The sequence below is a fragment of the Pseudomonas sp. LAIL14HWK12:I1 genome (genome assembly GCF_003202095.1).
Lineage (GTDB): Bacteria > Pseudomonadota > Gammaproteobacteria > Pseudomonadales > Pseudomonadaceae > Aquipseudomonas > Aquipseudomonas monteilii.
The window spans coordinates 184,955-198,683 of record NZ_QJKG01000001.1; the positions used below are offsets into that span (position 1 = coordinate 184,955).

A 13,729-nucleotide genomic window follows, 5' to 3' on the forward strand; every position below is an offset into this window, starting at 1 on the left:
GGAACCGGAGCGTCTTTACCGCCCTCCCTTCTGATGACCCACGTATGGGTGGTGCGGTTCAAAATAAGTGCTCAAGATGCAGCATCGAGCCTGTACACACGAGGAGATGGGCATGTCGATTCGAAGCTTGGCCAAGCATCTACCGCCAGATCCTTCCAGAGCGGGCTGGGTTCTGGGATGGGGCGTTCTGAGAGACAGGCATCCATGGCATTTTGTCGACGTCTATGCCGATCAGAAGACGGCCGAAGCAGAGGCAAAGTGCCGAGGGGAAGGTTACGTCGTGGAGTTCGGCTCGCATCGCCTGGGGTCGCGTGATTTTGTCTGTGGCGTAACCTTGCCTGAAGGCTAGAACGGATGCGCAAGGCTGCGGTTCCACCGTGTTTTTTTGATTGAGGTGGCCGAAGTATTGGGAAACTCTAGTGTTGCGAATAGAGTCGCGCGACCCAAACGAAGGCCTACCGATGAACGAACGTTACTCACACCTTGATGGGCTGCGTGGATTAGCGGCGCTAGGTGTAGTTTTCTGCCACTTCGTACAACTCTATCTGCCTGCTGCTTTTCTCCGAACGGCACCGCGTCAGGATCGTACGCTCAATCCAACTCACTCATACGCCTGTCGCCTGGTTTTCAACTGTGACAAGGAGGGTAAACCGTCAGTAAGCCTCTGGCGTAGCGCTCGGAGCATTGCGAAAGAAAAATGGATGAGCCACGAATCATCCTTCAATCGAAACATACTACCCCGGTAAAAAGCTACTTCCGTCTCGCTGACTCCAATCCATCCAGAAATATCTAAATCACTTGGCGCATCAAACATACTTGAGCCCTCGCGTTCGCAATGAAGCAACCAAGTAGTGCACTTTGACGCGCTATCGCTTGTGGATGGACTTGGCCGTTTGAGGGTTGGTCCAAACAGATTTCGGCTTGCTAGCTAGCACCCCGCTGACTCCTGCAGGAACGCTTTCAATTTGGCCTCCCAGCTTGACGAACAATTGAGTCTGTTCATTCAAGCGCTCATGGGCACGCTGCGTCTCGGGGGATATGGCCTGGAGCATAAAAGCAACCTCATAGTGAGCAGCCGCAAAACACGGCTACGCAGTCACTATACAGGCTATTGACAGATTCCGTATGAATAAGAGCCAGATACTGAAAATTACCAGCCTATTCAACGCAAAACTCGGCAGTTTCTTTCGAAAACCCCGCATGCCTAACCAGCCGCCGCCGCTGACAAGCTGCATGAGCCTGGTCTGTGGCTAGCGTCAGTTCCAGTACTGCAGCAGTAGCGTGAGAATCGCCGAGCGAGCATGCAGAGCAACTGGTGCTCAACTTGAGCGAACCGGCCGACGCCTTTGAATGGTACCGGGTGAGCGCCGCCGTAGGGAATGTACGCAACCAAGGTGCCGAGATTATCTCCTTAGCGGTGCGCCACAGTCCTGGGCTTGGTGGTACTCACGCAGCCCGAGAGGATGCCAGAGTGAAGGCCGAGGTCGAGAACAAGCCGGATCTGGCCAACCGTATCGCCCAGTTCCAGTTCCGCGACATCAGACCGAAGGCAGCATCCGAGATCAACGACCTGAGCGCTGCAAGCCTGCTGCTGAATCACTCAAAAGAGGGGATCGCCGAGCGCGTTTATCGTCGCGTTGGCGCCATCGCCAAGCTCTCCAAAGGCTGAGTTTTTGAAACTCCATGCCAAAAGTTTCGGAACTCTTGGCTTTTTTGACCCATAAAGAAAAACCCCGCAGACGTTAGTCTGCGGGGCTTTCGAATGGTGGAGGCCGAGGTCGGAATCGAACCGGCGTAGACGGATTTGCAATCCGGAGCATAACCACTTTGCTACTCGGCCTCAAAGGTCGGATCTAGCTGCTTGCGCTTTGCTATCTCCTTGAAACGCTGAACCTTTTTCAAAGTTTGCTGCGTTTCGATGGGCGCCATTATGTCTTCATTCCTTTAACCTTGCAACCCCCTGAACGAAAAAAAATTTCAACGGGTTCAAGGTGTTAGCGCAGACGCCCGAGTTTACTCCACAAACCTACCACCGTGTTCTCCACCGTGCCGCTCGCCGCCATGCCGATGCGTTCCTGCAGGCTCTTGCGTTCGGCATAGTGCAGGTGGAACAGGTTGGCATTGCGCGCACGCTCGCTGAGGTATTCGTCGCTGGTCTGCAGTTCGTCCACCAGCTTTCGGTTGAGCGCCGCAACCCCGAGCCAGACTTCACCGGTGGCCACTTCGTCAATGTGCAACTGTGGGCGGTAGCGTGCAACGAAGTCCTTGAACAGCTGGTGGGTGATGTCCAGGTCTTCCTGGAACTTCTCCCGGCCCTTCTCGGTGTTTTCGCCAAACACGGTGAGGGTACGTTTGTACTCGCCAGCAGTCAGCACTTCGAAGTCGATGTCATGCTTCTTCAACAGGCGGTTGACGTTAGGCAGCTGCGCCACCACGCCGATCGAACCCAGCACGGCGAACGGCGCACTGACGATCTTCTCGCCGATGCAGGCCATCATGTAACCACCGCTGGCGGCCACCTTGTCGATGCACACGGTCAGCGGGATGCCAGCCTGACGAATGCGCGCCAGCTGCGAAGCTGCCAGGCCGTAGCTGTGCACCAGGCCACCGCCACTCTCCAGGCGCAGCACCACTTCGTCACGCGGTGTGGCGAGGGTCAGTAGCGCGGTGATTTCGTTACGCAGGCTTTCAGTGGCCGAGGCCTTGATGTCGCCATCGAAATCCAGCACGAAGACCCGGCCCTTTTCCTCGGCCTTGCCCTTCTTCTGCCGTTTTTCCGCCTTGGCCTGCTGTTTGCGCAAGGCCTTGAGCTGGGCCTTGTCCAGCAGGCCGGACTCAAGGCGCTCGCGCAGGTCCTTGTAGAACTCGTTCAGGCGGGTGACCTGTAATTGCCCCCCCGATTTGCGCCGCCCCTTGCCGCGCAGCCCGGCGATGGCTGACAGCACCACCAGGATGGCGATGACCAGGGTGGCGGTTTTGGCGAGAAAGCTTGCGTATTCGGCAAGAAACTCCACGTTGACTCCTTAAATACCTGCGCCACGGCGGCGCGTAACTGTTGCAAGCATACCGTTGCACCCGAGGTGCTGCCAGCCGGTGCAAACGCTGGCAACATCTTTCAAACAACCTTTTCAAACGCTTGTATGTTTTTTCGTTGACAGCCCGTGTGGCGCATCCTAACCTCGCAGCAACCTCCAACAGGCCGGAACCTTTCGTGGGCAACCTCTACCTGATCCGACATGGCCAAGCCTCCTTCGGTGCCGATGACTACGACGTTCTCTCCCCCGTGGGCGTGCGCCAGAGCCAGGCCCTGGGTGAGCACCTTGCCCAACTGGGTGTGCGGCTGCACCGCTGCGTGGCAGGCGACCTGCGCCGTCAGCAGGATACCGCGCGCCTTGCCCTGGAGGCCTTGCAGGCCAACGGCTGCCCGGTGCCGGCGGTTGAGACCGACGCGGCGTTCAATGAGTTCGATGCCGACGGCGTCATCCGTGCCCTGTTGCCCGAGCTGCTGCCGCAAGAGCCAAACGCCCTGCACATCCTGCGCAATGCTGCGCAGCACCGCAGCGAGTTCCAGCGCCTGTTCGCCTTGATGGTGCAGCGCTGGCACGACGGGGAGCATGCCGACGACGGCCTGGAAACCTGGCAAGCTTTTACTGCCCGCGTACAGGGTGGGCTGCAACGCGTACTGGATACCGCCGGCAGCGGCGACAATATCGCCATTTTCACCTCGGGCGGCACCATTGCCGCCCTGCTCCACCTGGTTACCCGTATCACCCCCAGCCAGGCGTTCGCGCTGAACTGGCAGATCATCAACACGTCGCTCAGCCAGCTGAAGTTCCGCGGCCGCGACGTGGCACTGGCTTCCTTCAACAGCCAAGCCCATGTGCAGCTGTTGAGGGCGCCGGAGTTTGTCACCTATCGATAAGCCCGGCTTTGTTGTGTCCCTGCGGGGACGTGTAAATCACTCTATAAGGAATGCGCCATGACCTCCGTAGCTGATGCCGTCAAAAAGATGCAAGAGAAGTTCAACCCATCCGCTGCCGCCGGCCTGGACCTGGTGTTCGGCTTCAACATCACCGACGAAGGCAAGCAGTACGCGCTGATCGTCAAAGACGGCACCTGCGACCTGCAGGAAGGCGAAAACCCGGATGCCAACTGCACCCTGGTAATGGACAGCGAAACCCTGAAGGGTATCGTCAGTGGCGAAACCGACGGCATGCAGGCCTTCATGGGCGGCAAGCTGCGCGTTGAAGGCGACATGATGCTGTCGATGAAACTCAGCGAGCTGTTCCCGTCCTGAGGGCTGGGGATTCCGGATGATCGAAAACCGAAGCCCTCGCGGCTTCGGTTTTTTTTTGCCCGGCATTCGGTGCAGTGATCCACCGGCAACACCCGCACCTATATGGCACCTGGCACGCTTGTTCCAGCCCGGGCAGGCCATTAGATTAGCCAATAGTCCTTGCGATCGAGAATAAGGAAAACGCATGACGCTCACCGACCAGTCCACCCAGGTACGCCCCGGCGAAGAACTCGACGCGGCCGTCATCGCCCCTTACCTCAAGGCCAATATCCCCGGCCTGGATGGCCTGCCCAGCATCAGCCAGTTCCCGGGTGGCGCCTCCAACCTCACCTACCTGGTCAGCTACCCGGGCCGTGACTTCGTACTGCGCCGCCCACCGTTCGGGCAGAAAGCCAAGTCGGCCCACGACATGGGCCGCGAGTTCCGTATCCTGAACCAGCTGAACAAAGGCTTCCCCTACTGCCCCAAGGCCTATGTGCACTGCACCGACAGCAGCCTGATCGGCGGTGAGTTCTACGTGATGGAGCGGGTCAAGGGCATCATTCTGCGCTCGGATATCCCTGCCGAACTGAACCTGGACGCCAGCCGCACCGAGGCCCTGTGCAAAAGCTTCATCGACCGCCTGGTCGAGCTGCACCAGGTGGACTACAACGCCTGCGGCCTGGCCGACCTGGGCAAGCCGGAAGGCTATGTGCAACGCCAGATCGAGGGCTGGACCAGCCGCTACGAAAAAGCCCTTACCCCGGATGCCCCGCGCTGGGAACAGGTGATCGCCTGGTTGCACCACAAGATGCCCGCCGACCACCCGAAGCCCGGCATCGTGCACAACGATTACCGCTTCGACAACGTGATCCTCGACGCCGACAACCCCATGCGCATCATCGGGGTACTGGACTGGGAAATGGCCACCCTGGGTGACCCGCTGATGGACCTGGGCAACAGCCTGGCCTACTGGATCGAGGCCGACGACCCGGCCCCCGTGCAACTGATGCGCCGCCAGCCGAGCAATGCACCCGGCATGCTTACCCGTCGCCAGTTCGTCGATTACTACGCCAAGCGAGCGGGCATCCAGCTCGACAACTTCGATTACTACTATTGCTATGGCCTGTTCCGCCTGGCCGGCATCGTCCAGCAAATCTATTACCGCTATTTCCACGGCCAGACTCAGGACAAGCGCTTCGCCCAGTTCATCCACATGAACCGTTTGCTGGAGCAGATGACCCTCCAGGTCATTGCCAAGTCCAGGCTCTGAGCACCGACCACGACGACGGATAACAAGGAAAACAGCATGTCCAAGACCCACCTGTTCGACCTCGACGGCAAGATTGCCTTCGTTTCCGGTGCCAGCCGTGGCATTGGCGAGGCCATCGCCCACTTGCTGGCACAGCAAGGCGCCCATGTGATCGTTTCCAGCCGCAAGCTCGACGGTTGCCAGCAGGTGGCCGACGCCATCATCGCCGCCGGTGGCAAGGCCACGGCGGTGGCCTGCCACATCGGTGAACTGGAGCAGATCCAGCAGGTGTTCGCCGGCATTCGCGAGCAGTTCGGGCGACTGGACGTGCTGGTCAACAACGCGGCTACCAACCCGCAGTTCTGCAACGTGCTGGATACTGACCCGAACGCCTTCCAGAAGACCGTGGACGTGAACATACGCGGCTACTTCTTCATGTCGGTGGAAGCTGGCAAGCTGATGCGTGAGCACGGCGGTGGCAGCATCATCAACGTGGCGTCCATCAACGGGGTGTCGCCCGGCCACTTCCAGGGGATCTATTCGGTAACCAAGGCAGCGGTAATCAACATGACCAAGGTCTTCGCCAAGGAGTGCGCCCAGTTTGGCATTCGCTGCAACGCGCTGTTGCCGGGCCTGACCGACACCAAGTTCGCCTCGGCACTGGTGAAGAACGACGCCATCCTGAACGCCGCACTGCAGCAGATCCCGCTCAAGCGGGTGGCCGACCCAAAAGAAATGGCCGGCGCAGTGTTGTACCTGGCCAGCGATGCGTCCAGCTACACCACCGGCACGGCACTCAATGTAGACGGCGGCTACCTGTCCTGATCACGCTTTGATCGCCACCAAGGTGTAGCTCAAGGGCAGACGGGCGGGCTGCTCGCGCAAGCGATACTCACCGTCACTGCCCTTGACCATCTGCCCCGGCAGCGCCTGCCAGGGGATGCTCTGGTGCTCGACCAGTGCCGTCAGTTGCAGCCCATGCGCCAGCAAGGCAGTCACCACTTCGCCCAGGCCGTGGTTCCATTCATGGGTTTCGGTGTGGGCAAGGCGCTGTTCGGTTTCGACGTAAGTCTGGTCGTTGTGCCACACCGTCGGCGCTTCGTGCTCGAAATACGGGTATTCGAGCTGCAGGCGGTCATGGTGGTCCTCGTTGACGGCCATCAGCATCGGGTGCCCATCGCGCAGGAACAGCCGCCCGCGTGGTTTCAACAGTGCTGCCACTGTACGCGCCCACGGCTCGATGCGAGGCAACCAGCACAGTGCGCCGATACCGGTATAAACCAGGTCGAACGTGCCTGCCGGCAGCACCTTGTCGGCAGCATAGACGTCAGACTCGACGTACTCGATGGGCACCGCGCAACGTTTGGCCAGTGCACGCGCTTCGGCCAGCGAAGCTGCGGAATAGTCCAGGCCACAGACCTGGGCGCCAAGGCGCGCCAGCGAGAGCGTATCGGTACCGATGTGGCACTGCAGGTGAACAGCGTTCAGCCCTTTGATATCGCCTAGCAATGGCAGGTCGAAGCGGACGGTTTCGGAAAGGTGCCCGGGGCGCTGGACCAGAAGCTCGACTTCGTAGTCCTTGGAGGCAGCGTGTAGCGCAGCGCGTTCGTCCCAGCTGGCACGGTTGAGTTGCAGTGAGCGATCCATGGTGTCGTCCTTGAGTGGTAACGGCTGATGCTAGCCGTTACCACGTTCCCTGCGTCACCACTGCCTTGCTAAAAATTGTAAAGCCCCGCTCGCGCCACTGGGGCCGCTCTGCAGCCCGTTGCCGGCAAGCCAGCTCCCCCAGGGACCGCACAATGCTGAAGGCTTGGGCAACACCTGTGGGAGCTGGCTTGCCGGCGATGAGGCCAAAACAGGCCACTCCAAGCGGTTACAAACAGGTAGCCGCTGCCGCCCGGCGCTGCAATGCCACGCCGTCATGCTTCTGCGCGTAATAGTCAACCCGCGCCCCACCCGCCTGCGGGTAAACATCCACGAACGCTTCGGCTTCGCGGGTATACACGGTAAACCCGCCCTGCTTGCGCGGCTCCAGATAGCCACTGGCATCGTCGCCGAACACCTTCTCTTCCTGCCAGCTGAACTGGATGCACTGGGCCACCAGTTCTGGCGCCTTGTGCGAATCGAGCTGCACCGTCGGCTTGCCGCCGCGGGCCGTCTCCATGGTCGCAGAAGCACAACCGACCAGCATCAGTGCTGCGGCCATCGGCAGAATCGCACGCATGTTCCATCCTCAGGGTAAAAAAGAAGGCGACTCTAGCACTGGCATGCATCGCGAGTGAATTGCCACACACCTGCCGCTGTCGCAGATAAGACACATAGCCAAGAGGAATACCCCATGAAACTGCACTATCTGCTGCTCGCGGCCCTACCCTGCCTACCCCTGGCGGCAAACGCCGCCCCTTCCAGCGAAGAAAGCGTCACCGCGCCGGAAACACACAATCGCGAACTCAAGGTGGGTGACAAGGCGCCGGACCAGTACAAACGAGACGATCAGGCCATCCAGGACTGGCAAGCCAAGGGCCTGCCCAAGCCCGAAAAAGAAAGCCACTGGGTACGCATGGGCGGGCACTTTGTACTGGTACAGATCACCAACGGCGTAGTGCTGGCAATCCAGCCGGCGTCGTGAGTCAACCCGCTTCGGCCATTGCCGCCAGATGCACCGTATTGCGCCCGGCGGCCTTGGCCTGGTAAAGCGCTGCGTCAGCCTGGGCCAACAGGCTGGCGGTACTGTCCTTGAGCCCAGGCACGCCGCACCACAAGCCAACGCTGAAGCGCAATTCGATCTGGTCACCGGCAAAACTCGCCGGGTTGCGCGCAATGGCCTCACGCAGCCCTTGCAGCGCAGCCATCGCCCCGTTGCGGTCAGTGCCCGGCAGCAGCAACAGGAACTCCTCACCACCATATCGGCCCAGGCAGTCACCTTGGCGCAGCCGCTGTTGCAACTGGCGCACGCAATGGCACAGCACCTCGTCACCTGCCAGGTGCCCGTACAGGTCGTTGATGCGCTTGAAATGGTCGATGTCGATCATCGCCACAGCCAGGCTGCCCTGCTGCTGGCGAGCCTGGTCCAGTTCCACGGCAAAGCGCTCAAGGATCGCCCTGCGGTTCAGCGTGCCGGTCAGCACATCGTGCAGGGCCAGGTGCTGCAAGCGGGATTCGCTGCGCTCCTTGGCCATCAACACCAGCCCGATCGAATACATCATTACCGTGGCGGTGCCAATCGCCACCGAAATGCTCTGCTTGAGGTTGCTGGTGTCATAGCGCAACTCCACCGCCGTGCCATTGGCCACCGCCACCCCACGCATGCCCAGGCCGACCAAGCTGATCAACGCACCGATCTGCAGCAGCAAGTGGGCCTTGCCCGGCCGCTCGGCATAGCGTCGCGCCCAGTACAGAATCATCGAACACTGCAGCATCAGCACCAGCGTTGCCAGCAGCATACGTGGCTCCACCGTATCGAGCAGCAGCATCAACCCCACCAGCATGCACGCCGGGATAATGAAGATACTGCGCCAAGGCACCACCTGCTGACGCACCCGAAACAGGCTGGCTGTATAGAACGCCAAGGCCAGCGACAACAGGCTGTTGCCCAGGCCATAGCTGAGCCACAGCGGGGCCTGGGCGTAGGCGGTGTAGCAGACATAGGCCAGGGCATGCACCAGCAACCCACACCCCGTGAGTGAAAGGTTGTCACGGCGGTTACTGCGCCCGACCAGCAACAGGCAGAAGGCCAGAATGGTTGCAACCAAGGCAACGGCGGCGAACAACGTGGGGGTATGGGCGATCATCATGATTCACTGTGTGGCAAATTGCCGTCTTGCCTGCGGCTTACCCCACAGTCTAGAGGTGTATTACCGGCTCGACCATGACCGAATGGGACAGAACAGCAGCCCAGAAGCACGCCGCTCATCACTGGCGCGACAAATTTTTGCCTGCCAGGGAAACCAAATGGATCATTCCCAGTCTCAGCAAGTGCCCTGTAAACCATTGCGGATCAAGGACCTATATCGTGATGACCCGCCTTGCAAGCCTTTCGCTGGTTGCTGTTGTCCTGCTGACCGCAGGCTGCCACAGCCATCGCTACCATGACGACGACGACGGCTGGCGTGACCGCGACCGTGACCATCGGCACCACCATCGCCATGACCGCGACGATGATGACGATGACAATCGCCAGTACCGCGGTGACCGCTACTACCGCTGAAGCGTCTTTGCACCCCTGACCCGCCGCCCGTTGCGCGGCACCTTAACCTGATGACTCCTTTGAGGTTCGTATCATGCGTCTGACTCTGCCTTCCCTTGCCCTCGGCCTGCTGCTGTGCCAGGGCGCTTTCGCCGGTGACGGTACTGCCGCCATTGGCGGTGGCCTGGGTGGTGCCCTGGGTAACGTTGTCGGTCAATCGATCGGTGGCAAGACCGGGGCGGCCATCGGCGCCGGCCTCGGCGGCGCAGCCGGCAGTGCGGTAGGTGCACGCAAGGGCAACCGTACCGAAGCCGCCATCGGCGGTGGCCTGGGCTCGGCCGGCGGCTCGCTGCTGGGCGGCGCGGTGGGCGGCAAGACCGGCTCTACCGTCGGTGCCGGCTTGGGCGGCGCGGCCGGTGGTGCCATCGGCAACCACCTGGGCGACAATAACGGCAGCAAGAAGCACCGCCGTCACCGTCACTGATCCGGTGACCCAAGGGGCCGCAATGCGGCCCCTTTTGTTTGGCAAACCCTGCAGCACATCAACACCCCCTTCATCACAAGCTGGCACACTGGCTGCTACTGTCTATCGTGCCCCTGTGTGAAGGAACACCCCCTCCCCATGAACCAAGAGCTGCTCTGGGTCCTCGGCCTGCTGGCCATCGTCATCCTCCTGTTCGTCATCAACCGCCCGCGCATGGACGTGGTCGCACTGCTGGTGATTCTCGCCCTGCCGCTGCTCGGCATCCTCACCGTCGAGCAAGCCCTGGCCGGCTTCAGCGACCCCAACGTGGTGCTGATCGCCGCCCTGTTCGTGATTGGCGAAGGCCTGGTGCGCACCGGCATTGCCTACCGCATCGGCGAATGGATGAGCGAGCGGGCCGGCAACAGCGAGGCGCGCCTGCTGGTGCTGCTGATGGTGGCGGTGGCCGGGCTGGGCTCGATCATGAGCTCCACCGGCGTGGTGGCCATCTTCATCCCGGTGGTGCTCAGTATCGCCGCACGCCTGAAACTCTCGCCCAGCCGCCTGATGATGCCACTGGCGTTCGCCGGCCTGATCAGCGGCATGCTCAGCCTGGTGGCCACACCGCCCAACGTGGTGGTGCACAGCGAGCTGGTGCGCAATGGCGAAGCCGGTTTCAGCTTCTTCAGCTTTACCCCGTTTGGCCTGGTGGTGCTGGTGCTGGGCATCGGCTACATGCTGCTGACCCGCCACTGGCTCAACGGCGAAGTACGCAAGGACGGCCGCGTGGAAACCCGCCGGACACTGCTGGACCTGGTGCTGGACTACAAGCTCAACGGCCGCGAACGGCGCCTGCGCATCCGCCCCCACTCGCCGCTGATCGGCCACACCCTCGGCGAGCTGGAGCTGCGTACCCGGCACGGCGCCAACGTGATCGGTATCGAACGCCAGCACAAGTTCACCACGCGGGTGATGGCTGCCGATTCCAGCACCGTGCTGCACCAGGGCGACGTGCTGCTGCTCGACCTGTTCGCCAATCGCGACGACCTGCGCAGCCTGTGCCAGACCATGCAACTGGAGCCACTTCACTTCAAGGCCGCCTATTTCATCGACCAGTCCCAGGAACTGGGCATGGCCGAGGTCTCGCTACCACCCGGGTCGCAGCTGATTGGCAAGAGCATTCTCGAACTGGCCTTCCGTACCCGCTTCGACCTCAATGTGGTCGGCCTGCGCCGCGAGCAGGCAGCGATCGAAGACCAACTGGTGGAAGAAAAGCTGCGCCTTGGCGACACGCTGCTGGTAGTCGGCCCATGGAAGGCCGTACGCCAGCTGCAAAGCAAGCCCAGGGACTTCCTGGTGCTGAGCCTGCCTGCCGAAATCGACCAGGTGGCGCCCGCCCGCACCCGCGCGCCGCAAGCACTGTTGAGCCTGGCGGTGATGGTCGGGCTGATGGTCAGCGGTGCCGTGCCCAATGTCATGGCGGCGCTGATCGGTTGCCTGCTGATGGGCGCCGGCCGTTGCATCGACATGAACAGCGCTTATCGGGCCATTCATTGGCAAAGCCTGGTGCTGATCGTCGGCATGCTGCCCTTTGCCCAGGCGCTGCAGAAAACCGGCGGCATCGACCTGGCGGTGAGCGGGCTGGTCAGCGTGCTGGGCGGGGCCGGCCCCAGTGCCATTCTCGCCTGCCTGTTTGCCGTCACGGCGGTGATTGGCCTGTTCATTTCCAATACGGCCACTGCGGTACTGATGGCGCCGGTGGCTGTCAGTACCGCTACACAGCTGGGGATGTCGCCCTACCCGTTCGCCATGACGGTGGCGTTGGCCGCATCGGCGGCGTTCATGACGCCGGTGTCATCGCCGGTCAATACGCTGGTGCTGGGCCCGGGGCAGTACCGTTTCGCCGACTTCGTCAAAATCGGCGTACCGTTCACCCTGTTGGTAATGCTGGTGACCGTGTTGATGGTGCCTTGGTTCTTCGGGCTGTGACGACACAACCGAGGAATGGAGGCAATTTGGCATTATCTCGACCGATCGCGGCAGATTGACATCAACTGCCCTGACGAAACACACTGCGGGTCATTGCCCCAGGTGCTTCAAGGCGTTGTCCTGGATTTCGTTTCCGCTTGCCGGTCGAGCCCATGGTTTTTGCTGCCCAATCGCGCTTGTTGCCTTACGTCATTCTGCTCTGCCTGACCTTTGCCCTCACCCTGGGCGGTATCCTGGCACGCCCGATCGAATCGCTGTCGCTGTTCTGGCCGGTGAATGCCGTATTGGCCGGTGTATTGCTGCGCTACCCTCGTCAGGCCACGCTTACCGGCTTTGGCCTCGTCTGGCTGGCCATGGTCGGTGCCGACCTGCTGTGCGGCAGCGCCTGGGCCCCGGCCATGTGGTTCAACCTGTGCAACCTGGGCGTGGTGGTGACCCTCTGGCAATTGCTGTCGCGCTTGCCGCGCCTGCACCGACGCATGCGTACCCCGCACGGCGTACTCAGCGTATTTGCCGCCTGCGCCGCTGCCGCCATGGTGGCGGCCAGCATGGCGGCGGCAATGGCCGCGCCCTGGTTCCAACAATCGTTGCGCGCCACTTGGCTGGCCTGGTTCAGCGAACAGTTCTCGACCAGCGTGCTGGTGCTGCCGGTGCTGCTTACTGCGCCCTCGGTGCGGGCCTTGGTGCGCGGTGGTGCCCAGGCCATCCGCCTGGCACCGCTGCTGGTGCTGCTGGCCTCGCTGGCGTTCAGCATTGCCTTTGGCGGCCCCGGGGCCATTGCCTTCCCGATTGCCGCCTTGCTGTGGTGTGCCTGGACCTATTCGCCCTTCATGGTTTCGCTGCTGGCACTCACCGCCGGCAGTACCTTGATTGTGGCGGTGGCGCAAAATCTCATGCACTTTAGCGTGCCGCAAAGCGAGCCAGGGGTGACCACGCTGATGTCGGCGCGCCTGGGCATCGCCATGCTGGTGCTTGGCCCGCTGGTGGTGGCCTGCGTCAGCCAGGCCAACCGCAGCCTGATGGCCCGCCTGGCGCACCAGGCTACCATCGACCACCTTACCGGCGTGCTCACCCGCAGTGCCTTTACCCGCCGCGCCAACGCGTTGCTGGACAGCCGCCAGCAGCATGCCCAGGCGCTGCCGCTAACCCTGATGATGCTGGACATCGACCATTTCAAGTCGATCAACGATGCCCACGGCCACGCGGTCGGTGACCAGGTGCTGCGCCAGTTCGCCAGCACCTTGCAAGACCAGTTGCACAACGATGAGCTGCTCGCGCGCCTGGGTGGCGAGGAGTTCGTCGTCATCCTCCCGGGCCTTGCGCCAGAACGGGCCAAGTTCACCGCCGAACGCCTGCGCCGCGCTGTACAGGACCTGCATGTGGTGCAGGCCGACCAGCGCCTGCAGATTACCGTCAGTATCGGCCTGGCCGGCTGCGACGCCGACCACCCGGCCCCCAGCCTGGACGCGCTGCTGGCAAGCGCCGACCAGGCGCTGTACCGGGCCAAGGCCCATGGCCGCAATCGCGTCGAGCAGGCCGAGGCGCAGCGCCAGGTGATCTGAG

The 13,729-nt window shown here is 61.7% G+C and carries 15 protein-coding genes, 1 tRNA gene and 2 pseudogenes; 12 read left to right on the forward strand and 6 right to left on the reverse strand.

Features of this window, described 5'->3' with window-relative positions; all coding sequences use genetic code 11:
- Window positions 1-112 precede the first annotated feature (112 nt).
- Window positions 113-349 carry a hypothetical protein gene (locus tag D906_RS26705; protein WP_081741848.1) on the forward strand — a complete coding sequence of 79 codons (237 nt, stop codon included), beginning with the start codon at window positions 113-115 and terminating at the stop codon, window positions 347-349.
- A gap of 517 nt (window positions 350-866) precedes the next feature.
- Here the strand turns inward: D906_RS26705 and D906_RS26955 are convergent.
- Window positions 867-1,052, reverse strand: coding sequence for a hypothetical protein (locus D906_RS26955; RefSeq protein ID WP_016711433.1), 186 nt, complete (start codon window positions 1,050-1,052; stop codon window positions 867-869).
- 239 nt (window positions 1,053-1,291) lie between these two features.
- Here D906_RS26955 and D906_RS00935 point away from each other — a divergent pair.
- Window positions 1,292-1,408, forward strand: a pseudogene (locus tag D906_RS00935) (DUF159 family protein); the annotation flags it as partial.
- 45 nt (window positions 1,409-1,453) lie between these two features.
- Window positions 1,454-1,669, forward strand: a pseudogene (locus D906_RS00940) (integrase); the annotation flags it as partial.
- A 97-nt stretch (window positions 1,670-1,766) separates the two neighbouring features.
- On the opposite strand, the gene D906_RS00945 reads toward D906_RS00940, so the two are convergent.
- Window positions 1,767-1,840, reverse strand: a tRNA-Cys gene (locus tag D906_RS00945).
- Between the two features lie 154 nt (window positions 1,841-1,994).
- Entirely contained in the window at window positions 1,995-3,014 is a 1,020-nt protein-coding gene (gene sohB, locus D906_RS00950) for a protease SohB (RefSeq protein ID WP_019096524.1), read from the reverse strand.
- 197 nt (window positions 3,015-3,211) lie between these two features.
- Here sohB and D906_RS00955 point away from each other — a divergent pair, with 197 nt between their 5' ends.
- From D906_RS00955 to D906_RS00970, 4 genes are all read left to right on the forward strand, one after another.
- Window positions 3,212-3,922, forward strand: a complete 711-nt coding sequence (locus tag D906_RS00955) for a histidine phosphatase family protein (protein WP_025753703.1) — start codon at window positions 3,212-3,214, stop codon at window positions 3,920-3,922.
- A 57-nt stretch (window positions 3,923-3,979) separates the two neighbouring features.
- On the forward strand, window positions 3,980-4,297 hold the full coding sequence (locus D906_RS00960; RefSeq protein ID WP_016487959.1) for an SCP2 sterol-binding domain-containing protein: 318 nt from the start codon (window positions 3,980-3,982) through the stop codon (window positions 4,295-4,297).
- Window positions 4,298-4,481: 184 nt separating this feature from the next.
- Window positions 4,482-5,549: a phosphotransferase family protein gene (locus D906_RS00965; RefSeq protein ID WP_027615021.1), complete on the forward strand. Its 1,068-nt coding sequence runs from the start codon at window positions 4,482-4,484 to the stop codon at window positions 5,547-5,549.
- A gap of 36 nt (window positions 5,550-5,585) precedes the next feature.
- Complete coding sequence (locus tag D906_RS00970) at window positions 5,586-6,353, forward strand: SDR family oxidoreductase (protein ID WP_016711440.1); 768 nt, start codon at window positions 5,586-5,588, stop codon at window positions 6,351-6,353.
- Here the strand turns inward: D906_RS00970 and D906_RS00975 are convergent, their stop codons facing one another.
- Both D906_RS00975 and D906_RS00980 read right to left on the reverse strand, forming a co-directional pair.
- Complete coding sequence (locus D906_RS00975; protein ID WP_027615022.1) at window positions 6,354-7,175, reverse strand: bifunctional 2-polyprenyl-6-hydroxyphenol methylase/3-demethylubiquinol 3-O-methyltransferase UbiG; 822 nt, start codon at window positions 7,173-7,175, stop codon at window positions 6,354-6,356.
- Window positions 7,176-7,401: 226 nt separating this feature from the next.
- Window positions 7,402-7,752, reverse strand: coding sequence for a hypothetical protein (locus D906_RS00980; protein ID WP_027615023.1), 351 nt, complete (start codon window positions 7,750-7,752; stop codon window positions 7,402-7,404).
- A gap of 114 nt (window positions 7,753-7,866) precedes the next feature.
- Here D906_RS00980 and D906_RS00985 point away from each other — a divergent pair, with 114 nt between their 5' ends.
- Window positions 7,867-8,157, forward strand: coding sequence for an RcnB family protein (locus D906_RS00985; RefSeq protein ID WP_019098348.1), 291 nt, complete (start codon window positions 7,867-7,869; stop codon window positions 8,155-8,157).
- A 1-nt stretch (window position 8,158) separates the two neighbouring features.
- Here D906_RS00985 and D906_RS00990 read toward each other — a convergent pair whose 3' ends face one another.
- Entirely contained in the window at window positions 8,159-9,319 is a 1,161-nt protein-coding gene (locus D906_RS00990; protein ID WP_025753701.1) for a GGDEF domain-containing protein, read from the reverse strand.
- A gap of 224 nt (window positions 9,320-9,543) precedes the next feature.
- Between D906_RS00990 and D906_RS00995 the strand changes: the two genes are divergently transcribed.
- From D906_RS00995 to D906_RS01010, 4 genes are all read left to right on the forward strand, one after another.
- Entirely contained in the window at window positions 9,544-9,735 is a 192-nt protein-coding gene (locus tag D906_RS00995) for a hypothetical protein (RefSeq protein ID WP_016711445.1), read from the forward strand.
- A 73-nt stretch (window positions 9,736-9,808) separates the two neighbouring features.
- A complete protein-coding gene (locus D906_RS01000; RefSeq protein WP_025753699.1) occupies window positions 9,809-10,198 on the forward strand; it encodes a glycine zipper domain-containing protein in 390 nt (129 codons plus the stop codon).
- A gap of 138 nt (window positions 10,199-10,336) precedes the next feature.
- Window positions 10,337-12,166 (forward strand): SLC13 family permease, encoded by a 1,830-nt coding sequence (locus D906_RS01005; protein ID WP_016711447.1) that lies wholly within the window; start codon window positions 10,337-10,339, stop codon window positions 12,164-12,166.
- Window positions 12,167-12,303: 137 nt separating this feature from the next.
- Window positions 12,304-13,728 carry a GGDEF domain-containing protein gene (locus tag D906_RS01010; protein ID WP_025753698.1) on the forward strand — a complete coding sequence of 475 codons (1,425 nt, stop codon included), beginning with the start codon at window positions 12,304-12,306 and terminating at the stop codon, window positions 13,726-13,728.
- Window position 13,729: the final 1 nt, after the last annotated feature.

Coding starts and splice junctions, on each gene's coding strand:
- D906_RS00985 (WP_019098348.1), top strand. CDS start 7,867: ATGAAACTGCACTATCTGCTGCTCGCGGCCCTACCCTGCCTACCCCTG.
- D906_RS00990 (WP_025753701.1), bottom strand. CDS start 9,319: ATGATCGCCCATACCCCCACGTTGTTCGCCGCCGTTGCCTTGGTTGCA.
- D906_RS00970 (WP_016711440.1), top strand. CDS start 5,586: ATGTCCAAGACCCACCTGTTCGACCTCGACGGCAAGATTGCCTTCGTT.
- D906_RS00960 (WP_016487959.1), top strand. CDS start 3,980: ATGACCTCCGTAGCTGATGCCGTCAAAAAGATGCAAGAGAAGTTCAAC.
- D906_RS00965 (WP_027615021.1), top strand. CDS start 4,482: ATGACGCTCACCGACCAGTCCACCCAGGTACGCCCCGGCGAAGAACTC.
- D906_RS26705 (WP_081741848.1), top strand. CDS start 113: ATGTCGATTCGAAGCTTGGCCAAGCATCTACCGCCAGATCCTTCCAGA.
- D906_RS00995 (WP_016711445.1), top strand. CDS start 9,544: ATGACCCGCCTTGCAAGCCTTTCGCTGGTTGCTGTTGTCCTGCTGACC.
- D906_RS00975 (WP_027615022.1), bottom strand. CDS start 7,175: ATGGATCGCTCACTGCAACTCAACCGTGCCAGCTGGGACGAACGCGCT.
- D906_RS01005 (WP_016711447.1), top strand. CDS start 10,337: ATGAACCAAGAGCTGCTCTGGGTCCTCGGCCTGCTGGCCATCGTCATC.
- D906_RS00980 (WP_027615023.1), bottom strand. CDS start 7,752: ATGCGTGCGATTCTGCCGATGGCCGCAGCACTGATGCTGGTCGGTTGT.
- D906_RS01000 (WP_025753699.1), top strand. CDS start 9,809: ATGCGTCTGACTCTGCCTTCCCTTGCCCTCGGCCTGCTGCTGTGCCAG.
- D906_RS26955 (WP_016711433.1), bottom strand. CDS start 1,052: ATGCTCCAGGCCATATCCCCCGAGACGCAGCGTGCCCATGAGCGCTTG.